We start from the raw sequence: 22,730 nt of genomic DNA on the forward strand, positions 1-22,730 counted from the left end.
TTTCGTCCAAGGCAATCGACATGACCGACATTCAGAATAAGAACTACATCATTGCCCTCGATCAGGGTACGACCAGTTCCCGGGCGATCATTTTCGATCGCGACGCCAACGTGGTCTGCACCGCCCAGCGCGAATTCGCCCAGCATTACCCTCAGGCCGGCTGGGTCGAACATGACCCGATGGAAATCTTCGCCACCCAGAGCGCGGTGATGGTCGAGGCCCTGGCACAAGCCGGCCTGCATCACGACCAGGTGGCCGCCATCGGTATCACCAACCAGCGTGAAACCACTGTGGTCTGGGACAAGAACACCGGCCGGCCGATCTACAACGCCATCGTCTGGCAGTGCCGCCGTAGCACCGAGATCTGCCAGCAGCTCAAGCGCGACGGCCTGGAAGACTACATCCGCGAAACCACCGGCCTGGTGACCGACCCCTACTTCTCCGGCACCAAGCTCAAGTGGATCCTCGACAACGTCGAAGGCAGCCGCGAGCGTGCGCGCAACGGCGAGCTGCTGTTCGGCACCATCGACAGCTGGCTGATCTGGAAATTCACCGGCGGCAAGACCCACGTCACCGACTACACCAACGCCTCACGCACCATGCTCTTCAACATCCACACCCTGGAGTGGGACGCGAAGATGCTGGAGGTGCTGGACATCCCGCGGGAAATGCTCCCGGAAGTGAAGTCCTCGTCGGAAATATATGGCCGCACCAAGAGCGGCATCGCCATTGGCGGTATCGCCGGCGACCAGCAGGCCGCGCTGTTCGGCCAGATGTGCGTCGAGCCGGGCCAGGCCAAGAACACCTACGGCACCGGCTGCTTCCTGCTGATGAACACCGGCGACAAGGCGGTTAAATCCCAGCACGGCATGCTCACCACTATCGCCTGCGGCCCCCGTGGCGAAGTGGCCTACGCCCTGGAAGGTGCAGTATTCAACGGTGGTTCCACCGTGCAGTGGCTGCGTGATGAACTGAAGATCATCAACGACGCCCACGACACCGAATACTTCGCCGGCAAGGTCAAGGACAGCAACGGCGTGTATCTGGTGCCGGCCTTCACCGGCCTGGGTGCTCCCTACTGGGACCCCTATGCCCGTGGCGCGCTGTTCGGCCTGACCCGCGGCGTGCGCGTGGACCACATCATCCGTGCCGCCCTGGAGTCCATCGCCTACCAGACCCGCGACGTGCTCGACGCCATGCAGCAGGACTCCGGCGAACGCCTCAAAGCCCTGCGGGTGGACGGCGGCGCCGTGGCCAACAACTTCCTCATGCAGTTCCAGGCCGACATCCTCGGCACCCAGGTGGAACGCCCGCAAATGCGTGAAACCACCGCCCTGGGCGCTGCCTACCTGGCGGGCCTGGCCTGCGGTTTCTGGGGCAGCCTGGAAGAACTGCGAGGCAAGGCGGTGATCGAGCGCGAGTTCGAACCACAACTGGCGGAAGCGGAAAAAGAAGGCCTGTACGCAGGCTGGAAGAAGGCCGTCAGCCGCACCCGCGACTGGGAACCCCACGACGAGGCCAAATAAGCCAAGCCGTGGATTGGTAACCGCTTGTAACTGGTAGGGAGGGGATTCCTGCGGCATCATGGGCAAATTTTGCACGGCAGCCCAAAGGAAGCCCCATGAATCTGCCTCCCCGTCAGCAGCAAATCCTCGATCTGGTTCGCGAACGCGGCTACGTCAGCATCGAGGAATTGGCCCAGCTGTTCGTCGTAACCCCGCAAACCATCCGCCGCGATATCAACCAGCTGGCGGAAGCCAATCTGCTGCGCCGCTACCACGGTGGCGCAGCCTATGACTCCAGCGTAGAAAACACCGCCTACGCCATGCGCGCCGACCAGATGCGCGACGAAAAGCAGCGTATCGGCGAAGCCGTTGCCGCGCAGATCCCCGATCACGCCTCGCTGTTCATCAATATCGGCACCACCACCGAATCCATCGCCCGGGCCCTGCTCAATCACAGCCACCTGAAGATCATCACCAACAACCTGCACGTGGCCTCGATGCTCAGTGCCAAGGATGATTTCGACGTGCTGCTCACCGGCGGCAATGTGCGCCGTGACGGCGGCGTGGTGGGCCAGGCCAGTGTCGACTTCATCAACCAGTTCAAGGTCGACTTCGCCCTGGTGGGCATCAGTGGCATCGACGAGGACGGCAGCCTGCTGGACTTCGACTACCAGGAAGTGCGGGTATCCCAGGCGATCATCGCCAATGCCCGGCAGGTGATCCTGGCTGCCGACTCCAGCAAGTTCGGGCGCAACGCCATGATCCGCCTGGGGCCCATCAGCCTGATCGATTGCCTGGTCACCGACCAGCAACCGGTACCGGCCCTGACCCAACTGCTCAACCAGCACAAGATCCGCCTCGAAGTGGTCTGACTGCTCTCCCTTCTGCGGATCCGGCCGCGCTCGAACGACGAGCCTCGACGCTTCATCGCTTTCGAAATCGCCGCGGCCGATCCCGCCATCCAGCCCAAGGCAACAGCAGCGGCTACAGTTACCCGTCGACAATGTTCGAAAACTTTCCTTTAGCGCTGCTTCGATCAGTTTTTTCAATCGAAGCACGCTGGATGCGTGCATCTTTATGCGCTAGTATTTTCGAAAATGAACATTAATGTTCGAATTCAAATATCAAAGTAACACGAGGCCTGTCGATGCCCACTTCTACCTTGCCCGCGCGCCCTCTTTCCGAGGTTTACGATATCGCCGTCATTGGCGGTGGGATCAATGGTGTTGGAATTGCCGCCGATGCGGCAGGTCGCGGCCTGTCCGTGTTCCTTTGCGAAAAGGACGACCTGGCCAGCCATACCTCCTCGGCCAGCAGCAAGCTGATCCACGGCGGCCTGCGCTACCTCGAACATTACGAGTTCCGCCTGGTGCGCGAAGCCCTGGCCGAACGTGAAGTGCTGCTGGCCAAGGCCCCGCATATCGTCAAGCCCATGCGTTTCGTCCTGCCGCACCGGCCACACCTGCGCCCGGCCTGGATGATTCGCGCCGGCCTGTTCCTGTATGACCACCTGGGCAAGCGGGAAAAACTCGCCGGCTCGCGCAGCCTGAAGTTCGGTGCCGACAGCGCCCTGAAAGCCGAGATCACCAAGGGCTTCGAATACTCCGATTGCTGGGTCGACGATGCGCGCCTGGTGGTGCTCAATGCCATGGCCGCCCGCGAACACGGCGCCCACGTTCATACCCAGACCCGCTGCATCAGCGCCCGCCGCAGCAAGGGCCTGTGGCAACTGGAGCTGGAGCGCGCCGATGGCAGCCTGTTCTCCATCAGCGCCAAGGCCCTGGTGAACGCCGCGGGCCCCTGGGTCGCCAAGTTCATCAAGGACGACCTCAAGCTGGAGTCGCCGTACGGTATCCGCCTGATCCAGGGCAGCCACCTGATCGTACCCAAGCTGTACGAGGGCGAGCACGCGCACATCCTGCAGAACGAGGACCAGCGCATCGTCTTCACCATTCCCTACCTCAACCAGTTCACCCTGATCGGTACCACCGACCGCGAATACACCGGTGACCCGGCCAAGGTGGCGATCACTGAAGGTGAAACCGATTACCTGCTGCAAGTGGTCAATGCGCACTTCAAGAAACAGCTGAGCCGCAGCGATATCCTGCACAGCTATTCCGGCGTTCGCCCGCTGTGCAATGACGAATCCGACAACCCTTCGGCCGTCACCCGCGACTACACCCTGGCCCTTTCCGGCCATGGCGAGGAGCCCCCCCTGCTGTCGGTGTTCGGCGGCAAGCTGACCACCTACCGCAAACTGGCGGAATCGGCGATGGCGCAGCTGGCGCCGTACTTCAAGCAGGCCAAGCCGAGCTGGACAGCCCAGGCCACCCTGCCCGGTGGCGAGAACATGAGCACGCCACAGGCGCTGGCAGAAGCCATCCGCAAGAAGTTCGACTGGGTACCCAGCCAGATCGCCCAGCGCTGGGCCACCAGCTACGGCAGCCGTACCTGGCGCCTGCTGGAAGGCGTGCACAGCCTCAGCGACCTGGGCGAACACCTGGGCGGCGGCCTCTATACCCGCGAAGTGGATTACCTGTGCAGCGAGGAATGGGCAGTGAAAGCCCAGGACATTCTCTGGCGCCGGAGCAAGCTCGGGCTGTTCACCACCGAGGCGCAGCAGCAGCAACTGCAGGATTATCTGCAGAAAGTCGAGCACAATCGCGGCAAGATCAAGGCTGCCTGAGCCACATAGGCAAGCAAAGCCCCTGCGCCGGAAGGTCCAGGGGCTTTTTTGTGGGCCCGCAGGATTGAACGTTTCGCCGGCAAGCCGGCTCCTACAATGGCAGGGGCACGTTCGGTTTTCCGAATGGCAAAGCCACAGGGGTTCGGATAACCGGATACAGCCGCTGAAATCCCCAGGTCATAAATATTCTATAGGCTTGAAAATCAAGGGTTTGACGATGATCAATGGGTCTGGCACGACTCATGCTCTACACTGTGCGACGAATGCCTGTCGTGCCAACACAACAGGAGCCGTCAAGGCATTCGCTGTATAAAAGAGCCGTCGAACTGGCTTCATAAAAAAAACAAATGTCGAGGAAATATTGATGCGCATCGTTCCCCATCTGTTGGGCGCAGCTATCGCTGCCGCTCTGATTAGCACTCCAGTTTTCGCTGCCGAGCTCACCGGCACACTGAAGAAAATCAAAGAGTCCGGCACCATCACCCTCGGACATCGCGACGCTTCCATTCCGTTTTCCTACATCGCTGACGCTTCCGGCGTGCCAGTGGGTTACTCCCACGACATCCAGCTGAAAATCGTCGAAGCGATCAAGAAAGACCTCGACATGCCTGACCTGAAGGTCAAGTACAACCTGGTCACCTCCCAGACCCGTATCCCGCTGGTGCAGAACGGCACCGTGGACGTCGAGTGCGGCTCCACCACCAACAACGTCGAGCGTCAGCAACAAGTCGACTTCTCCGTTGGCATCTTCGAGATCGGCACCCGTCTGCTGTCCAAGAAGGACTCTTCCTACAAGGACTTCGCGGACCTGAAAGGCAAGAACGTGGTAACCACCGCCGGTACCACTTCCGAGCGCATCCTCAAGGCCATGAACGCCGACAAGCAGATGGGCATGAACGTGATCTCCGCCAAGGACCACGGTGAGTCGTTCCAGATGCTGGAATCGGGCCGCGCCGTAGCCTTCATGATGGACGACGCACTGCTGGCCGGTGAAATGGCCAAGGCCAAGAAACCGACCGACTGGGCCGTGACCGGTACCCCTCAGTCCTACGAAATCTACGGCTGCATGGTGCGCAAGGGCGATGCTCCGTTCAAGAAAGCCGTGGATGACGCCATCGTCGCCACCTACAAATCGGGCGAAATCAACAAGATCTACGACAAGTGGTTCCAGTCGCCGATCCCGCCAAAAGGCCTGAACCTGATGTTCCCGATGAGCGACGAGCTCAAGGCCCTGATCGCCAACCCGACCGACAAAGCGGCTGACGACAAAAAGTCCTGATTCCTGACTAACCTTATCTCCTGAAGGGGCCCTGCCCTTTCAGGAGTCTGTCACTACCTGCTGGCATTTTTTGGAAACACTCGAACCGGTGGTTGTCGAGCCGATCGTGTGTGCCTGATCGTCATGATCAGGCGGGAACGGACGTCCCCAGGCGGGTGCTTGTACATCGAACGATCTGAGGGGTAACCCTAATGAATTACAACTGGGACTGGGGCGTGTTCTTCAAGTCCACCGGCGTGGGCAGCGAGACCTATCTCGACTGGTTCATCTCCGGCCTGGGCTGGACCATCGCCATCGCCGTGGTGGCCTGGATCATCGCGCTGCTGCTGGGCTCGATCCTGGGCGTCATGCGCACCGTGCCGAACCGCCTGGTGTCGGGCATCGCCACCGTGTACGTGGAGATCTTCCGCAACGTGCCGCTGCTGGTGCAGCTGTTCATCTGGTACTTCCTGGTGCCGGACCTGCTGCCGGAGAACCTCCAGGAGTGGTACAAGCAGGACCTCAACCCGACCACCTCGGCCTACCTGAGCGTTGTCGTGTGCCTGGGCCTGTTCACCGCCGCACGGGTTTGCGAACAGGTACGTACCGGTATCCAGGCCCTGCCCCGTGGCCAGGAATCCGCCGCACGCGCCATGGGCTTCTCGCTGCCGCAGATCTACTGGAACGTGTTGCTGCCCCAGGCCTACCGGATCATCATTCCGCCGCTCACCTCGGAATTCCTCAACGTATTCAAGAACTCCTCCGTGGCGTCGCTGATCGGCTTGATGGAATTGCTGGCCCAGACCAAGCAGACCGCCGAGTTCTCGGCCAACCTGTTCGAAGCCTTCACCCTGGCTACCCTGATCTACTTCACCCTGAACATGAGCCTGATGCTGCTGATGCGCCTGGTGGAGAAGAAAGTTTCGGTCCCCGGCCTGATCTCCGTGGGAGGTAAATAATGGAATTCGACTTCTCGGGCATCATCCCGGCCATTCCCGGCCTGTGGAACGGCATGCTGATGACCCTCAAGCTGATGGTCATGGGTGTGGTCGGCGGGATCATCCTCGGCACCTTGCTGGCCTTGATGCGCTTGTCTCACAACAAGCTGCTGTCGAACCTGGCGGGTGCCTACGTCAACTACTTCCGCTCGATCCCGCTGCTGCTGGTGATCACCTGGTTCTACCTGGCGGTGCCTTTCGTGCTGCGCTGGATCACCGGCGAAGACACCCCGATCGGCGCATTCACCTCGTGCATCGTGGCCTTCATGATGTTCGAAGCGGCGTACTTCTGCGAAATCGTCCGTGCCGGCGTGCAGTCGATCCCCAAGGGCCAGATGGGCGCCGCCCAGGCACTGGGCATGAGCTATGGCCAGACCATGCGCCTGATCATCCTGCCCCAGGCGTTCCGCAAGATGACCCCGCTGCTGCTGCAGCAGAGCATCATCCTGTTCCAGGACACCTCCCTGGTGTACACCGTGGGCCTGGTGGATTTCCTCAACGCCTCGCGGTCCAGCGGCGACATCATCGGCCGCTCCAATGAATTCCTGATCATCGCTGGTCTGGTCTATTTCACAATCAGCTTTGCCGCCTCGCTGCTGGTCAAGCGTCTGCAAAAAAGGTTCGCCGTATGATCTCTATCAAGAACATCAACAAGTGGTATGGGGACTTCCAGGTGCTGACCGATTGCAGCACCGAGGTCAAGAAAGGTGAAGTGGTGGTGGTCTGCGGGCCGTCCGGCTCCGGCAAGTCGACCCTGATCAAGTGCGTCAACGCCCTGGAACCCTTCCAGAAAGGCGACATCGTGGTGGACGGCACTTCCATCGCCGACCCCAAGACCAACCTGCCGAAACTGCGTTCCCGCGTGGGCATGGTGTTCCAGCATTTCGAGCTGTTCCCGCACCTGACCATCACCGAGAACCTGACCATCGCGCAGATCAAGGTGCTGGGCCGCAGCAAGGAAGAGGCCACCAAGAAAGGCCTGCAACTGCTGGACCGCGTCGGCCTCGCCGCCCACGCCCACAAGCACCCGGGGCAACTCTCCGGTGGCCAGCAACAACGTGTGGCCATCGCCCGCGCCCTGGCCATGGACCCGATCGTCATGCTGTTCGACGAACCGACCTCGGCCCTGGACCCGGAAATGGTCAACGAAGTGCTGGACGTCATGGTGCAACTGGCCCATGAAGGCATGACCATGATGTGCGTGACCCACGAAATGGGCTTTGCCCGCAAAGTGGCGAACCGGGTGATCTTCATGGACAAGGGCCAGATCATCGAGGACTGCCAGAAAGAAGAGTTCTTCGGCGATATCAGCGCCCGCTCCGAACGTGCGCAGCACTTCCTCGAGAAGATCCTGCAGCACTAAAACCCGCGTTCCTGTAGGCGCCGGCTTGCCTGCGACGGGACGGTATCTGACTCCCCTATCGTCAGTGCCGCCCTGGTCGCCGGCAAGCCGGCTCCTACAGACACTGCGCAGTGGTTGACCCAAGGCATCTGTGATGAAATGCGACCCCACTCTCTATCGCGCCGCGCCGCCATCACTCGCCGTGAAACCCCGCCTGATCCGACATCTGTTCCTGCCGCCCCTGGTCATCCTGCTGATGATCGGCCTGGGCTACGTCGGATTCTGGATCAGCGAGCACAACGGCATCCGCACCCTTGGCGAAAATGGCCAGCGCCAGCTGGAGCTGCATGCCCGCGCCGTAGAAAGTGAGATCAGCAAGTACACCTATCTGCCGAGCCTGCTGGAACTGGAATCCAGTGTTTCCCAGCTGCTGGGCGATCCTTCGCCGGAACACCGGCAAACCGTCAATCAATACCTCGAAGGCCTGAACCGCCGCAGCCGCAGCCGGGCCATCTATGTCATGGACACCACGGGCCGGGTGGTGGCCACCAGCAACTGGCGTGACGTCGACAGCTACCTGGGCGAAGACCTGTCGTTCCGGGCCTATTACCAGAACGCCGTGCGCGGCCAGCCCGGGCGCTTCTACGGCATCGGCAGCACCAACGGCGAACCTGGCTACTACCTGGCCCATGGCCTGGAAGAACAAGGCAAGATCATCGGCGTGGCGGTGGTCAAGGTACGCCTGGAGGCCCTGGAGGAACGCTGGCAGCGTGCCCGCCTGGAAGCCTTCGTCAGCGACGAGAACGGCATCATCATCCTGTCCAGCGACCCGGCGCGCCGCCTCAAGTCGGTCCGCCCACTCAGCGACGACACCAAGGAACGCCTGGCACGCAGCCTGCAATACTACTGGTTCCCCCTCAACGAACTGGAACCCCTGGCCCGGGAACGCCTGGCCGAAGGCGTGGAAAAGCTGACCTTTCCGGCCAACACCGAGCTGGTGTCCGACGAGAAAGCCATCAGCTACCTGTCCCAGACCCGGCCCCTGAGCGATACCCCCTGGAACTTCACCCTGCTCACCCCGTTGCAGGACCTGCGCCGCGAAGCCATCAACCAGGGCATCCTGGTGGCGGTGGCCTTTGCCCTGGTGGCCTTTCTGCTGATCGCCTGGAACGAACGGCGCAAGGTCATCGCCACTCGCCTGGCCGCCCGTGAAGCACTGCAGGAAGCCAACAGCCAGCTGGAACGGCGGATCACCGAACGCACCGCCGACCTGCGGGCCAGCAACGAACGGCTCAAGGGCCAGATCCGCGAACGCCGCCAGGCCGAGGAAACCCTGCGCCGCGCCCAGGACGAACTGGTCCAGGCCGGCAAGCTGGCGGCCATCGGCCAGATGTCCACCAGCATCGCCCACGAGCTGAACCAGCCCCTGGCGGCCTTGCGTACCTTGTCCGGCAACACCGTGCGCTTCCTCGAACGCGGCGCCCTGGACACCGCCAGCGCCAACCTCAAGACCATCAATGAACTGATCGACCGCATGGGCCGCATCACCGCCAGCCTGCGCTCCTTCGCCCGCCGTGGCGACGACCAAGGCCAGGCCAGCCTGGACAAGGCCGTTGACGCAGCCCTGCAAGTGCTCAATGCGCGCCTCGAACCCCTGCCCCTGCAACTGCACCGCGACTTCACCGAGCAGACCCTGCAGATCGACCAGACCCGCCTGGAGCAGATCCTGGTCAACCTGATCGGCAATGCCCTGGATGCCATGCAGGCCCAACCGGCGCCGCAACTGTGGCTGGAGGGCGAATTCAGCGAGGGCAAGTACCGCCTGCGGGTGCGCGACAACGGCCACGGCATCGATCTTGAAGCGCGCAAGCACCTGTTCGAACCCTTCTTCACCACCAAACCCGGCGAGCAGGGCCTGGGCCTCGGCCTGACCCTGTCCGCCAGCCTCGCCGCCGCCACCGGCGGCAGCCTGGGGGTGGAACACCCGGCAAGCGGCGGCACCGCCTTTGTCCTCAGCTTGCCCCTGGCAAGCCCCACTCGAGCCGAGCCGATATGAACAACGAGCTGACCGTGCTGATCGTCGAAGACGACCCCCATGTCCTGCTGGGTTGCCAACAGGCCCTGGCCCTGGAAGACATTCCCTGCATCGGTGTAGGCAGCGCCGAAGAAGCCCTGGCCCAGGTCGGTGAAAACTTTCCCGGCATCGTGGTCAGCGATATTCGCCTGCCGGGCATCGATGGCCTGGAACTGCTGAACCGCCTCAAGGCCCGGGACCGCAGCCTGCCGGTGGTGCTGATCACTGGCCACGGCGATATTTCCATGGCCGTGGGCGCCATGCAGAAAGGCGCCTACGACTTCATGGAAAAACCCTTCTCCCCCGAGCGCCTGGTGGATGTGGCCCGCCGCGCCCTGGAGCAACGGGGCCTGGCCCGGGAAGTGACCTCGCTGCGCCGCCAGCTGGCCGAACGCAGTTCCCTGGAAGGGCGGATCATCGGCCGCTCGCCGGCCATGCAGAACCTGCGGGAGCTGATCGCCAACGTTGCCGATACCTCGGCCAACGTGCTGATCGAAGGCGAGACCGGCACCGGCAAGGAACTGGTCGCCCGTTGCCTGCACGACTTCAGCCGGCGCCACCAGCAGCAGTTCGTCGCCCTGAACTGCGGCGGCCTGCCCGAGAACCTCTTCGAAAGCGAGATCTTCGGCCACGAGGCCAACGCCTTCACCGGCGCCGGCAAACGGCGCATCGGCAAGATCGAGCACGCCCACCAGGGCACGCTGTTCCTCGACGAAGTGGAAAGCATGCCGATCAACCTGCAGATCAAGCTCTTGCGCGTGTTGCAGGAGCGTACCCTGGAGCGCCTCGGTTCCAACCAGAGCGTGGCCGTGGATTGCCGGGTGATCGCCGCCACCAAGTCGGACCTGGACGAAATGAGCCGGGCCAAGGAGTTTCGCAGCGACCTGTACTACCGCCTCAACGTGGTGACCCTGGAACTGCCGCCCCTGCGCGAACGCCGCGAAGACATCCTGCAGTTGTTCGAGCATTTCCTGCAGCAGTCGTCCCTGCGCTTTGACCGCGCGGTGCCGGAGCTGGACAACCAGACCCTGTCGACCCTCATGAGCCACGACTGGCCGGGCAACGTGCGCGAGTTGCGCAACGTCGCCGAACGCTTTGCCCTCGGCCTGCCGGCCTTCAAGAAGCCCGGCAGCAGTGTCGCCCAGGGCCTGGGCTTTGCCGAGGCGGTGGAAGCCTTCGAGCGCAACCTGCTCAACGATGCCTTGCAGCGCAGCGGCGGCAACCTGACCCAGGCCAGCCAGGAGCTGGGCATGGCCAAGACCACCCTGTTCGACAAGGTCAAGAAGTACGGCCTGAGCCACTAACCCAAGGCGCGAGTAACCATGGATCTATTGTTGAAGGCCGCCCTGGGCGCGGCGGTGGTGGTGATTCTGGCGGCCCTGGCCAAGACCCGGAACTACTACATCGCCGGCCTGGTGCCGCTGTTCCCGACCTTTGCCCTGATCGCCCACTACATCGTCGGCAAGGGCCGCTCCCTCGATGACCTGAAGACCACCATCCTGTTCGGCATGTGGTCGATCATTCCCTACTTCGTCTACCTGGCGACGCTGTATGTGATGGTCGATCGCCTGCGCCTGGAAGCTTCCCTGGCGGTAGCCGCCGTGGCCTGGCTGATCGCCGCGACGATCCTGGTCAGCGTCTGGGTGCGCCTGCACGCCTGAGCCCTGCCATTCCCGTAGGAGCGAGCTTGTTCGCCAAGCCTGCGCCGCGGTCTTTCGCCGGCAACCCGGCAACGACCCTGGCCCGACCCTTGCATTTACCCGGCAAAGCCCGCCCAGCCTGCGTTTCAGCCTGATCACGCAGTTTTCTGGAGGGCGCTGCCATGGGTAAAGAACACTTTGAATATCTTAGATCTCGACCACAGCCTGACCGCCCAGGAGCCGATCATCCGACGCCTGAACAGCGGCCAGGCGCGGCGTCTCGACCTGTTGGACCTGGGCCCCAAGCTGCGCCTGTGGTCCACCGAGCGCACCTACCGTCACTTCACCGAACGCCTGCGCCAGCGGCCTCGCCACAGCGGCCCGCAGCCGGAAATCTTCTTTGTCGGCTCCGGTGACTATCACCACCTGACCCCGGCCTTTCTCGGCGACCTGCAAGAGCCGGTGAGCCTGATCCACTTCGACAACCACCCGGACTGGGTACGCCTGGCTCCGCGCCGGCATTGCGGCTCCTGGGTCAACCGGGCGCTGAAACTGCCGCACATCCAGCGCATCGTCACCCTCGGCCCCTGCAGCGAAGACCTGCACAACCCACAACTGCGCGGCGGCAATGTCGCCGCGCTCAAGCACGGCAAGCTGCAGCTGTTCCCCTGGCAGCACGCGCCGTCCAAGGTCTGGGGGCGGGTCGGCGACGGCGCCGGGCACCAGCAGCAGGAAAACCACCTGCATTGGCGCAACCTGGCGGAACTGGACTGGCAGGCCTTTCTCGAACAGATGATCGACAGCCTGCCCACCGAGGCGATCTGGATCACCATCGACAAGGATGTGCTGGCCAGCGAAGACGCCGCCACCAACTGGGACCAGGGCGGCATGCGCCTGACCCACCTGCTGCAGGCCCTGCGCACCCTGGCCGCGCGCAAGCGGATCCTGGGCATCGACGTCTGCGGCGAGTTCGCCCAGCCGGCCTTCAGCAACGCCTTCAAACGCTGGGAAGCCAAGTCCGACCAGCCTCCGGCCGAGCGCTGGAGCCAGGACGACCTGCTGCGCAACTCGGTGACCAATGAAGCCCTGATCTCGCTGTTCGAGGAGCTGTTCCCGTGACCCTGACCGTTGTTCTGCTGGTGGCCTTTTCCATTGTCCTGGACGTGGTCGGCCAACTCTGTTTCAAGCTCGGCCTGGACCGCCTGCCAGAGCTGGAAGGCGGTTTTCGCCTGAACGCTTTTTGGGGCCAGGTGTTCAACGCACCCTTGCTGTGGTGCGGCATCGGCGCCTACGCCATCGAGTTCTTCGTCTGGCTCGAAGCCCTGTCCCGGGCGCCCCTGAGCCTGCTGTTCCCCGCGGCGGCCCTGGCCTATTGCGGCGTGGTACTGGCGGGCAAGGTGGTGCTGGGCGAGACCGTCAGCCGCCGTCGCTGGCTCGGCACCCTGGTGATCACCGCCGGGGTGATGCTGGTGTGCGTGGCCAGCACCTGAGCCTTGTTCAACGAATAGAAGGAAGCGTTTGATGAGTTCCAATACCTCCCACGGCTGGCTGCACGAACGCCTGGGCACCATCGTGCTCTGGGCCCTGCTGATCGGTTTCGAAAGCGCCGGGCAGATCGCCACCAAGGTTGGCGGCGACCAGCTGGGCCAGATGGATTTCAACCTGCAATGGCTGGCGGCGGTCGCGGTCAACCCCGGGGTGCTGATGGCGATTGCCTGCTATATCGGCGCGTTTTTCGTGTGGATGCTGATCCTGCGGCGCAGCAGCCTGTCCCTGGCCTTCCCCTTGAGCTCCCTGGTATTCGTGGTGGTGCTGCTGGGCTCGTGGCTGGGCCTGGGCGAGCAGATCAGCCTGCTGCATTGGGTCGGCGTCTTTGTGATCATCGGCGGGATTGCCCTCTTGGCGGAGGGTGAAGAGGCCTGAGGGCCTCTTTGCTACAGCGAAGGGATGTTGTGCAGGAGCCGGCTTGCCGGCCCCTTCGCTGGCAAGCCAGCTCCTACAGCAACGGGGTCTAGGCCTTGCGGTGGGCAACCAGGAATCCCAGGCCGTGGGACACCGGAATCACTTTCACCCCGGCAGCCCGTTGCTGCTCGCGGATCTCGCGGTGGAAAGCCTTGACCTTGGTCCAGTGCATCTTCGGCCGGTAGTGATGCTCGGCGTGGTAGCCGTTGTTCATCCAGATCAGGTTGTACAGCGGGCTGTAGGAGCTCACGCCCCAGGCGATCGGCAGGTCCGGGTTGCCTCCCAGGTGCTCGTAGTAGCCATTGAGCGACGACAGTGACTGCCCCAGGTACCAGAACGGCAGCAGCACTAGCACCGCGTGCCAGTCATACAGCGCCAGAGCCAGGTAGAAGGCCACTGTGACGCCGATTTCCACCTTTACCCAACGGGCATCGTCAGGCCGCTTGCGCTGCATTTCCTGGTAGATCTCCTTGGGGTCGTCGCGGAAAAAGCTCAGGAAGGTGTAGGCCCAGGGGTTGTCCGGCTGGCCATCCTTGCCATACAGGTAGATGGAGAGCGGGTCGACGGTCTTGCCATTGGCGTCCGGCAGGTCGGAGTTGCCCCGGTGGTGGCGGTTGTGGATGTCGCGGTACAGGGTCTGGGAAAAACCTATGGTCACCGACAGCAGCAGGTCGAAGGCACGGTTCATCCACCCGGGGGTGAAATAGGCGTTGTGGATCTGGTTATGGGAAATGCTGTTGATGCTCCACGACAGGCTGACTGCGTAGAGCAGCGCCGCCGGCAGGATGACCCACCAGGACAGGGCGTGGAAATCCAGCACCAACCACAGCACAAAGGCGAAATGCGCCAGGGCCATGGCAATCGGGATCAGGTCCCAGAGGGAATAGGCGAGTAGACGATAGGCAGGTCGAGCCATGAAGAACTTCCTGAGAAATTGAATTCATGGCGACCATTGCAAAGGCCAGACCAGTTTTTGCTGTAGCCGCCCCAGGCCGTGCTCAGGCCTGGGCGGCGCTCCTCAGAACTTGTAGCTGATGGCGGTCTGCACCTGCCCCTGGTTGACCTCGCCCTTGTCGCGGACGATGGTGCTGTCGGCGGCGGAATTGACCAGGCGCGTCCAGCTGGCACTGGCCACCAGCGCCCAGTTGTCCCCCAGGGGGAAGTGGAAATTCTGGCTCAGGGTGAAGTTCTGCACGCCACCGCTGGCGTTGTACTGGCCAATGCCGGAGGCGAGGGACTCCTTGGCGTCGACGCCGAAGAAGGTCTGGCTCTGGCGGCCATCGGCGAAGTGCAGGGTCAGGTTGTTGCTGCCAATGATGCCCAGGCCCAGCGGGTAGCCGATTTCACCCCCGACCTTGCCCAGCACCCCACCCTGGCCCCCGGCCCCGCCCACCGCCTGGCCCACGGCGGCGAACAGCCGCCAGAAGTCTTCGGGGGCGTACTCGATGAAGGCGCCGATATCGGCCATGTCGCGAACGTCCCGCAGGCCGCGCAGCGCGCCGTCGGAATTACGCCCCTGCAGGTAATTGATGTAGGGGCCGATGCTCAAGCCGTTGCTCTTGAAGGCATCCCAGGTCAGGCCATCATCACCGTTCAGGCTGACATCCCCCCAATCCAGGTCCATGTACGGCAGCGGTACGGTGTCGTAGCTGCTGCCTGTGGGGTCATGGGGTTGATAGCCCAGGCCCAGGCCCAGTTCACCGGTGATGCCGGAGTCGGCCATGGCGCCACTGGCGAGGGTCAGGGAGAGCAGGCCGGCCAGTAAGGCGGGGGAAGAAAGCCTGGGCATGAATGAGTTTCCTTGTCTGAACATGCGCGCATCAATCATCAGAGCGGCCCTTGGGCGCAAGCACTGATGTTCTTTGTAGGGACCTACAAAAATTGTAGCCAGAACTCTACAAATCCCTCTCCTTCCTCGCCAAGGCCCCAGCCCCGCTGGGTTTTCGCCACTTGGCACAGTCCCTGCTCTACCCCTGCCACAAGCGCAAAGAGCGCTCTTATTCAACAGGTAACAGCAGATGATGCACTGGCATATCGTATGTGACTTCGACGGGACCATCTCCCGCGCCGACGTGATCGATAACGTTCTCCAACGCTTCGCCGACCCCAGCTGGGAAGGCATAGAGCAGGAATGGCTGGACGGTCACATCGGCTCCCGAGAATGCCTCAGCCGCCAACTGGCCCTGGTCAAGGCTTCGCCCACCGAACTGCTGGGCTACTTCGACAGTGTCGAAATCGACCCCGACTTCCCCGACTTCGTCGATCACGTGATCGGCCTGGGCGCTTCCATCGAAGTGGTCAGCGACGGCATCGAGCAGGGCATCGCCCGCATCCTGGCACGCAACTACGTGACCCTGCTGCCGATCCTCGCCAACCGCCTGCGCCAGGTCGACCACAACAGCTGGCGCATCGACTTCCCCTACGCCAGCGACGCCTGCCGCGCCGCTTCCGGCAACTGCAAGTGCAAATCCACCCCGCGGGGCAAGCGCGTGCTGGTGATCGGCGACGGCCAGTCGGACATGTGCGTGGCTTCCACCGCCGACTTCGTGTTCGCCAAGGATCGCCTGGCCGACTACTGCGAACGCAACAAGATTCCCCATGCGCGGTTCGACTCCTTCGCCGAACTGCCAGCGCTGCTGGCCAAGCTGCCGAACAACGCCGCCAACGCAACCAATTTCTCTCTTGAAACCCAGGAACTCTTCCACCATGTCTGATATCCGCATCGCTACCGCAGAAGACCAGATCCTTCTGGAAAAAGAAGCCAAGTACTGCTCCTACGGCGATACCGTTCACTACATCGAACCACCGCGCATCTTCAGCCGCTGCGAAGGCTCCTACGTCTGGGACACCAGCGACCAGGCCTACCTCGACCTGCAGATGTGGTACTCGGCGGTGAACTTCGGCTACGCCAACCCACGCCTGAACAACGCCCTCAAGCAACAGATCGACACCCTGCCGCAGATCGCCAGCCAATACCTGCACAAAGGCAAGATCGAGCTGTCGGAAATGATCGCGGTCGACGCCAAGAAGAAGTTCGGCCTCGACGGCCGCGTGCACTTCAACGTCGGCGGTTCGCAGTCGGTGGAGGACTCGCTGAAAGTGGTGCGTAACGCCACCAACGGCAAGAGCCTGATGTTCGCTTTCGAAGGCGGCTACCACGGCCGTACCCTGGGCGCTTCGTCGATCACCTCCAGCTACCGCTACCGCCGCCGCTACGGCCACTTCGGCGAGCGTGCGCAGTTCATTCCATTCCCGTACCACTTCCGCGGCCCCAAAGGCATGACCAAGGAAGAGTACGGCAGCCACTGCGTGCAGCAGTTCGCCCGCCTGTTCGAAACCGAATACAACGGCGTCTGGGACCCGAAGGTCGGCCAGAGCGAATATGCCGCCTTCTATGTCGAGCCGATCCAGGGCACCGGCGGCTACGTGATCCCGCCGATGAACTTCTACAGCGAGCTCAAGCACGTGCTCGACCAGCACGGCATCCTGATGGTGGTCGACGAGATCCAGATGGGCTTCTACCGCACCGGCAAGCTGTGGTCGATCGAGCACTTCGACGTCAAGCCGGACGTGATCGTGTTCGGCAAGGCGCTGACCAACGGCCTCAACCCGCTGGGCGGCATCTGGGCCCGTGAAGAGCTGATCAATCCGGGCGTGTTCCCGCCAGGTTCGACCCACTCCACCTTCGCCTCCAACCCGCTGGGCACCGCCGTGGGCCTGGAAATGTTCAAGATGACCAGCGAGATCGACTACGGCGCGATGGTCATGGAGAAGGGCAAGTACTTCCTGGCCGGCCTGCAGGACCTGCAGAAGCGCTACCCGATCATCGGCGACGTCGACGGCCTGGGCCTAGCCCTGCGCTGCGAGATCTGCACCACCGACGGCTTCACCCCGGACAAGGCGACCCTGGACTACATGGTCGAGGAAGGCATGAAGGGCGACATCGAAATCAACGGCCAGCGCCTGGGCCTGATCCTCGATGTGGGCGGCTACTACAAGAACGTCATCACCCTGGCCCCGTCGCTGGAAATCAGCTATGCGGAAATCGACCTGGGCATCGCACTGCTGGATCGCCTGCTGGATCGGGCCATGAAGCGATGAGCAAGGCTGAGATCGATCTGGGCGAAGGCAGCGCCGGCTTCGTTCTCGGCACGGGTCCGGTCGGGGTCTTGTTGATCCACGGCCTGACCGGCACCCCGACGGAACTCCGTCGGGTGGCCCAGGGCCTGGCCAAGGACGGTACGTGCACGGTGTACGTACCGACCCTGCCCGGGCACTGCGGGGACAACAGCGACCTTCAGGCCACCGGCTGGCAGGACTGGTACGAGGGCGTGCGCAAGACCTTCGCCGATGTACAGCAGCGCCACGAGCAGGTGTTCGTCGGCGGCCTGTCCATGGGTGCGGTGATGTCCATGTACCTGGCCTCCGAGCATCCGGGACGGATCAGCGGCCTGCTGATGTACTCCACCACCCTGAAGTACGACGGCTGGAGCATCAACAAGCTGGCCTTCCTCACCCCATTGCTGATGAAGATCCCCTTTGGCGTGCACATCTGCCGCTTCGAGGAAAAGCCACCCTACGGCATCAAGAACGAACGCCTGCGGGCCATCGTCGAGAAGCAGATGAAAGCCGGTGAAAGCAGCAATGCCGGGCTCCTGACCATGGAGGGCGTGACGGTGCGCGAATTGCACCGGATGAATGCCGTGGTCAAGAAACGCATGCCGTCGATCCTGACCCCGGCCCTGGTGCTGCACTCCAGCGAAGACGACATCACCAGTACCTGGAACGCCGACTACGTGGAGCGCAAGCTCGGCGGCCCGGTGACCAAGATCCTCCTCGACAACTGCTATCACATGATCACCGTGGACCTGCAGTACCAGCGGGTGATCGAACTGAGCGCAGATTTCATCCAGCAGCGAGTGGTGGCACCTGCGGTGCGCGAAGACTACCGACAGCTGGCTTGACTTAAGGAAGAGACGTGATAACCGCCCAAGCCTTTTCAACCATCCAGGCCATCGATCGCAGCGCCTGGAATGACTGTTTCCCAGGGGCCCTGGAGGATTGGGACTATTACCTGGCCGTGGAGAAAGCCGCGATCGCCGATTTTCGCTGGCGCTACCTGGCGCTCTACGAGGGTTCGACCCTGGTGGCAGTGGCGCCGGCCTTCACCACCCAGTACCGGCTCGATACCACGGTCTCCGGGCTGGCCAAGCGCTTCACCGAACGCCTGGCACGCCAGTGGCCCGGGGCCCTGGAGCTGCGCCTGTACGCCATAGGCTCGCCTGTGGCCGAACAGTGCAATGCCGGCACCGCCAGCCATGTGCCTGCGCAACGCCGCCAGGAGCTGCTGGAGCAGTTGCTGCAACTGGCGCGACGCGATGCCGACAGCTTCGGCATCGGCCTGATGGCGGTCAAGGATGCGCCGAGCAACGACCGGCAATGGGCTGCCAGTTGCCTGGCCGCGGGCCTGCAAGCCATGCCGAGCCTGCCCACGGCGCTGCTGCCGGTGCCCTTTGCCTCGATCGACGCCTACCTGGGCACCCTGGGCAAATCCACCCGCAAGGACCTGCGCCGCAAACTCCGGACACCGGCGCCACGCATAGAATGGCGACGCCAGATCGACGACGTGCTGCCGGACATCATGCGCCTCTACGAGGCCACCCTGAATCGTAGCGACCTGCAGTTCGAACGCCTGCCGGCAGGCTACTTCACCGGCATCCTCGAGCAGTTGGGGGAACGCGCGGCCTGCGTCCTGTACTGGGTCGACGAGCAACTGGTGGCCTTCAACCTGGTGCTCATCGACCAGCATCGGCTGATCGACAAGTTCTTTGCCCACGACCTCAGTGTCACCCGTGAGCACAATCTGTATTTCCGCAGTTGGCTGGCCAACGTCGACTACTGTATTCAGCAACGCATTCCCCTGTACGAGTGCGGCCAGGCCGGTTATGCCAGCAAGTTGCGCCTGGGTTGCCAGTTCACCGGTAACATGCTGTTTTTCCGGCATCGCAATCCCTTGCTCAATGCCCTGCTCAAACTGATAAAACGCTTTGTCCGCCCGGATCGCTCCGACCCCGCCATGGCTGCTGCAATAAGCGAAAGTACATGACCAGAAAAGATCGTCGCCCTCCTCGCCCCTTCGCCATTTCCCGCTGGAGCCTGCAACGCAAGCTGGTGCTGGCGTTCTGGCTGGTCAGTGTGATTCCCACCATGATCGCCGCGGAACTGGCGGCCACTACCCTGTCGGAAATCTTCGACAGCAACGTGCGGATCTGGCTGCAGGAGTCCACCAAGATCGTCGAGGACGAGATCACCGAAATCCTCCATGACAACGCGCGGATCGCCCAGCTGTTCCTGCGCTATACGCGCCCGCCCACGGACCGCAATGCGGCCAAGCATGACAAGCTCACCGCCGACATCGCCGATTCCATGGGCATCGACGTGGTGGCGCTGATCCGCAAGAACGATCACAAGGTGGTGTTCACCACTGCCGCCGATGACGTGGTGGGGCAGATCAGTACCGCCTCCAATGCCGTGCTGCAGACCATCCAGGTCGGCGGCGTGGCCACCGGGGCGGTGGTCTCGACGTTCCAGACCCAGCTCGACGGGGTCGACTACCAGTTGCTGATCGCCACCTACCTGGACGCCAGCTTCCTCACCAGCGTGGCCGACGTGCATTCCCTGGATCTGCGCCTGTACCTGGCCAAGGCCGATGACTTCTCGGAAATCTTCGCCACCCAGCGCTTCGAGGACCACCCGCCCCAGGTGCCGCACAAGATCGAAGACATCCTGCGCGCCACCCGCCAGCCCACCGAGCAGTTCACCAGCCGCTACAGCGGCCTGTACCGGCCGATCTTCAACGACAGCGGCGACCTGGTGGGGGTGATCTTCAGCGGCCTGCTGCGCCATAGCAGCCTGGTGGGCCTGGTCAACCAGAGCAACCTGTTCATCCTGATCTTCCTGCTCAGCTCGGCAGCCTCGCTGTGCGTCGGCTGGCTGGTTTCCCAGCGCCTGACCCGACCGCTGCGGGGCCTGTCCAAGGGCGTGCAGGCGGTGATCGCCGGCGACTACCGCCAACGGGTGCCGGTGATCGGCGGCGACGAACTGGCGGAGCTGAGCAGCACCTTCAACCACATGACCGAGCGCCTGGGGGAACTGCAGCACCTGGAAGCCCAGTTGCGCCGCCGCGACCGCCTGCATGCCCTGGGCGAAGTGGCCATGGGCCTGGCCCACGAGATCCGCAACCCGCTGGGCATCATCAAGACCGCCACGCAGTTGCTGCACCGCCGGGCCAACCTGCCGGAAAACGACAAGCGCCACCTGGAATACGTGATCAGCGAGGTCAGCCGGATCAACGACCTGATCACCGAATTTCTCGATTTCGCCAAGCCCAGCGCGCCGATACGCGCCACCCAGCTGGCCCGCCCGCTGGTGGAGGAACTGCTGGGCTTCTGCACCCCGGAACTGGCCACCCACAACATCGACGCACGGATCGACGACCAGGCCCCCGGCGCGACCCTCCACGCCGATGCCCGGCAACTCAAGCAGGCCTGCCTCAACCTGATTCTCAACGCCATCGACGCCATGCCCGACGGCGGCCGCCTGACCCTGGGGATTTCCCAGCGCGAAGACGAAACCATCATCAGCGTCAGCGACACCGGCCAGGGCATCGAGCCGGACATGCTGGAACGCATCTTCACCCCATTCGTCACCACCAAGGCCTCGGGCACCGGCCTGGGTTTGGCTAAAGTCTTCTCGATCATGGAAAGCCATGACGGCCATATCGAGTGCACTAGCGAAAAAGATGCTGGCGCCACCTTCAGCCTGTACATTCCGGCCAACGGTGAAGAAGACGACGAGGACAGTGATGACGCATAACCTGCTGGTGGTCGATGACGAGCCCAAACTCTGCGACCTGCTGTCCTCGGCCCTGAGCCAGAACGGCATCCAGGTATTCACCGCAGGCAACGGCCTGCACGCGCTCAAGGTGCTGGAGCAAGAAGACATCGACCTGGTGATCAGCGACTGGCGCATGCCCGGCATGGACGGGCCGCAGTTACTGGGGGAAATCAAGCAGCGCTACCCGCAGTTGCCGGTGATCGTGATGACCGCCTACAGCACGGTGAAGAATGCCGTGCAGTCCATGCGCAACGGCGCCTACGACTACATCGCCAAGCCCTTCGACATCGACGAACTGGACATCACCGTCAGCAAGGCCCTGCAGTTTCGCGACATCCTCAAAGACAACCAGCGCATGCGCGCCGAGCTCGCAGAGCATCAACAGATCGACAGCCTGGTGGGCGACAGCCCGGCCTTCCGTCGGGTGCTGCAAGCCGTGGATTCGGTGCGCGAAAGCAACGCCACCATCCTCCTGACCGGGGAAAGCGGCACCGGCAAGGAAATGGTCGCCCGGGCCATCCACAAGCACGGCAACCGGGCCGACAAACCCTTTGTCGCGGTCAATTGCGCGGCCATTCCCGAGGGCCTGCTGGAAAGCGAGATGTTCGGCCACCGCAAGGGCGCCTTCACCGGCGCCGTGGCGGACCGGGTCGGGCGTTTCCAGCAAGCCGACAAGGGCACCCTGTTCCTCGACGAAGTCGGCGACATGCCCCTGGCCCTGCAGGCCAAGATCCTGCGTGCCCTGCAGGAGCGGGTGATCGAGCCGGTGGGCGATCCGCGGGAGCGCAAGGTGGATGTGCGGGTGATCGCCGCCACCAACAAGAACCTGCTGGAAGCGGTGGCCAACAAGGAATTTCGCGAAGACCTGTACTACCGCCTGAATGTATTCCCGATCCCCTTGCCGGCACTGCGCGAACGGGTCGAGGACATCGCCCCGCTGGCCCGGCACTTTGCCCACAGCCTGGGTGCCACCGCCGGCAAGCGCATCAGCGGCTTCAGCCCCGAAGCCCTGCAGGCCATGGCCAGCTACGCCTGGCCGGGGAATATCCGCGAACTGCAGAACTGCGTGGAGCGGGCCACCATCGTCGCCAGCGGCCAGGTCATCGAAGAAAAGGACCTGCCGGGGTATCTGTTCGGCCCCCAGGCGCAGGGCACAGAGAGCAGTGCAGCCATCAGTGTCGGCCCGCAAGTGCCCAGCGACCTGGAAGCGGCCCTGGCGGAAGTGGAAAAGGCCTACATTCTCGCCGCCCTGCAGCAGAGCAACGGTGTCCAGGCGGCAGCGGCGCAGTTGATCGGCATTTCCGAGCGCAGCTTCTGGTACCGGCTGAAGAAACTCGGCATCCAGGTGGACAAGATCGTTCGCTGAAAC

The 22,730-nt window shown here is 62.9% G+C and carries 21 protein-coding genes; 19 read left to right on the plus strand and 2 right to left on the minus strand.

Annotation, left to right across the window (positions count from 1 at the left end; all coding sequences use genetic code 11):
* Window positions 1-20: 20 nt before the first annotated feature.
* From glpK to BLS75_RS11025, 13 genes are all read left to right on the plus strand, one after another.
* On the plus strand, window positions 21-1,526 hold the full coding sequence (gene glpK / locus BLS75_RS10965) for a glycerol kinase GlpK (protein ID WP_019093252.1): 1,506 nt from the start codon (window positions 21-23) through the stop codon (window positions 1,524-1,526).
* 95 nt (window positions 1,527-1,621) lie between these two features.
* On the plus strand, window positions 1,622-2,377 hold the full coding sequence (locus tag BLS75_RS10970) for a DeoR/GlpR family transcriptional regulator (protein ID WP_011063123.1): 756 nt from the start codon (window positions 1,622-1,624) through the stop codon (window positions 2,375-2,377).
* 275 nt (window positions 2,378-2,652) lie between these two features.
* Window positions 2,653-4,191 (plus strand): glycerol-3-phosphate dehydrogenase, encoded by a 1,539-nt coding sequence (gene glpD, locus BLS75_RS10975; protein ID WP_072450841.1) that lies wholly within the window; start codon window positions 2,653-2,655, stop codon window positions 4,189-4,191.
* Between the two features lie 364 nt (window positions 4,192-4,555).
* Window positions 4,556-5,470, plus strand: coding sequence for a glutamate/aspartate ABC transporter substrate-binding protein (locus tag BLS75_RS10980; RefSeq protein WP_011063125.1), 915 nt, complete (start codon window positions 4,556-4,558; stop codon window positions 5,468-5,470).
* A 191-nt stretch (window positions 5,471-5,661) separates the two neighbouring features.
* The gene (locus BLS75_RS10985; protein WP_011063126.1) at window positions 5,662-6,408 is read left to right on the plus strand and encodes an amino acid ABC transporter permease; all 747 of its coding nucleotides are present in this window, start codon (window positions 5,662-5,664) and stop codon (window positions 6,406-6,408) included.
* On the plus strand, window positions 6,408-7,079 hold the full coding sequence (locus BLS75_RS10990; RefSeq protein ID WP_011063127.1) for an amino acid ABC transporter permease: 672 nt from the start codon (window positions 6,408-6,410) through the stop codon (window positions 7,077-7,079). The genes BLS75_RS10985 and BLS75_RS10990 overlap by 1 nt, the downstream gene beginning before the upstream one ends.
* On the plus strand, window positions 7,076-7,810 hold the full coding sequence (locus BLS75_RS10995) for an amino acid ABC transporter ATP-binding protein (protein ID WP_011063128.1): 735 nt from the start codon (window positions 7,076-7,078) through the stop codon (window positions 7,808-7,810). The genes BLS75_RS10990 and BLS75_RS10995 overlap by 4 nt, the downstream gene beginning before the upstream one ends.
* A 133-nt stretch (window positions 7,811-7,943) precedes the next feature.
* Window positions 7,944-9,845 carry a two-component sensor histidine kinase AauS gene (locus tag BLS75_RS11000; RefSeq protein ID WP_072450842.1) on the plus strand — a complete coding sequence of 634 codons (1,902 nt, stop codon included), beginning with the start codon at window positions 7,944-7,946 and terminating at the stop codon, window positions 9,843-9,845.
* Window positions 9,842-11,167 (plus strand): two-component response regulator AauR, encoded by a 1,326-nt coding sequence (locus BLS75_RS11005; protein WP_011063130.1) that lies wholly within the window; start codon window positions 9,842-9,844, stop codon window positions 11,165-11,167. Before BLS75_RS11000 ends, BLS75_RS11005 begins: the two co-directional genes overlap by 4 nt.
* Before the next feature lie 27 nt (window positions 11,168-11,194).
* Window positions 11,195-11,524: a GlpM family protein gene (locus tag BLS75_RS11010; protein ID WP_169892259.1), complete on the plus strand. Its 330-nt coding sequence runs from the start codon at window positions 11,195-11,197 to the stop codon at window positions 11,522-11,524.
* Between the two features lie 177 nt (window positions 11,525-11,701).
* Window positions 11,702-12,622, plus strand: coding sequence for an arginase family protein (locus tag BLS75_RS11015; RefSeq protein WP_011063132.1), 921 nt, complete (start codon window positions 11,702-11,704; stop codon window positions 12,620-12,622).
* Entirely contained in the window at window positions 12,619-12,993 is a 375-nt protein-coding gene (locus tag BLS75_RS11020) for a DMT family transporter (RefSeq protein ID WP_011063133.1), read from the plus strand. The genes BLS75_RS11015 and BLS75_RS11020 overlap by 4 nt, the downstream gene beginning before the upstream one ends.
* 31 nt (window positions 12,994-13,024) lie before the next feature.
* Window positions 13,025-13,426: a DMT family transporter gene (locus BLS75_RS11025; RefSeq protein WP_011063134.1), complete on the plus strand. Its 402-nt coding sequence runs from the start codon at window positions 13,025-13,027 to the stop codon at window positions 13,424-13,426.
* Between the two features lie 88 nt (window positions 13,427-13,514).
* Here BLS75_RS11025 and BLS75_RS11030 read toward each other — a convergent pair whose 3' ends face one another.
* Together BLS75_RS11030 and BLS75_RS11035 are read right to left on the minus strand one after the other, a co-directional pair.
* A complete protein-coding gene (locus tag BLS75_RS11030; protein ID WP_072450843.1) occupies window positions 13,515-14,381 on the minus strand; it encodes a fatty acid desaturase family protein in 867 nt (288 codons plus the stop codon).
* Window positions 14,382-14,483: 102 nt separating this feature from the next.
* Window positions 14,484-15,293, minus strand: a complete 810-nt coding sequence (locus BLS75_RS11035) for a MipA/OmpV family protein (protein ID WP_083533698.1) — start codon at window positions 15,291-15,293, stop codon at window positions 14,484-14,486.
* Window positions 15,294-15,483: 190 nt separating this feature from the next.
* Between BLS75_RS11035 and BLS75_RS11040 the strand changes: the two genes are divergently transcribed.
* Genes BLS75_RS11040 through BLS75_RS11065 form a run of 6 tightly spaced genes read left to right on the plus strand, consistent with a single transcriptional unit; the run spans window position 15,484 to window position 22,727 of the window.
* Window positions 15,484-16,179, plus strand: a complete 696-nt coding sequence (locus tag BLS75_RS11040) for an HAD-IB family phosphatase (RefSeq protein ID WP_072450845.1) — start codon at window positions 15,484-15,486, stop codon at window positions 16,177-16,179.
* On the plus strand, window positions 16,172-17,566 hold the full coding sequence (locus tag BLS75_RS11045) for an aspartate aminotransferase family protein (protein WP_011063138.1): 1,395 nt from the start codon (window positions 16,172-16,174) through the stop codon (window positions 17,564-17,566). The genes BLS75_RS11040 and BLS75_RS11045 overlap by 8 nt, the downstream gene beginning before the upstream one ends.
* Window positions 17,563-18,429: an alpha/beta hydrolase gene (locus BLS75_RS11050; protein ID WP_041119697.1), complete on the plus strand. Its 867-nt coding sequence runs from the start codon at window positions 17,563-17,565 to the stop codon at window positions 18,427-18,429. Before BLS75_RS11045 ends, BLS75_RS11050 begins: the two co-directional genes overlap by 4 nt.
* A gap of 14 nt (window positions 18,430-18,443) precedes the next feature.
* Entirely contained in the window at window positions 18,444-19,571 is a 1,128-nt protein-coding gene (locus tag BLS75_RS11055; protein WP_015636831.1) for a GNAT family N-acetyltransferase, read from the plus strand.
* The gene (locus BLS75_RS11060) at window positions 19,568-21,340 is read left to right on the plus strand and encodes a sensor histidine kinase (RefSeq protein WP_072450846.1); all 1,773 of its coding nucleotides are present in this window, start codon (window positions 19,568-19,570) and stop codon (window positions 21,338-21,340) included. The genes BLS75_RS11055 and BLS75_RS11060 overlap by 4 nt, the downstream gene beginning before the upstream one ends.
* Window positions 21,330-22,727, plus strand: a complete 1,398-nt coding sequence (locus tag BLS75_RS11065) for a sigma-54-dependent transcriptional regulator (protein WP_072450847.1) — start codon at window positions 21,330-21,332, stop codon at window positions 22,725-22,727. The genes BLS75_RS11060 and BLS75_RS11065 overlap by 11 nt, the downstream gene beginning before the upstream one ends.
* Window positions 22,728-22,730: the final 3 nt, after the last annotated feature.

This window comes from Pseudomonas sp. NFPP12, assembly GCF_900103205.1.
In the GTDB taxonomy this organism is placed as follows: Bacteria; Pseudomonadota; Gammaproteobacteria; order Pseudomonadales; family Pseudomonadaceae; genus Aquipseudomonas; species Aquipseudomonas protegens.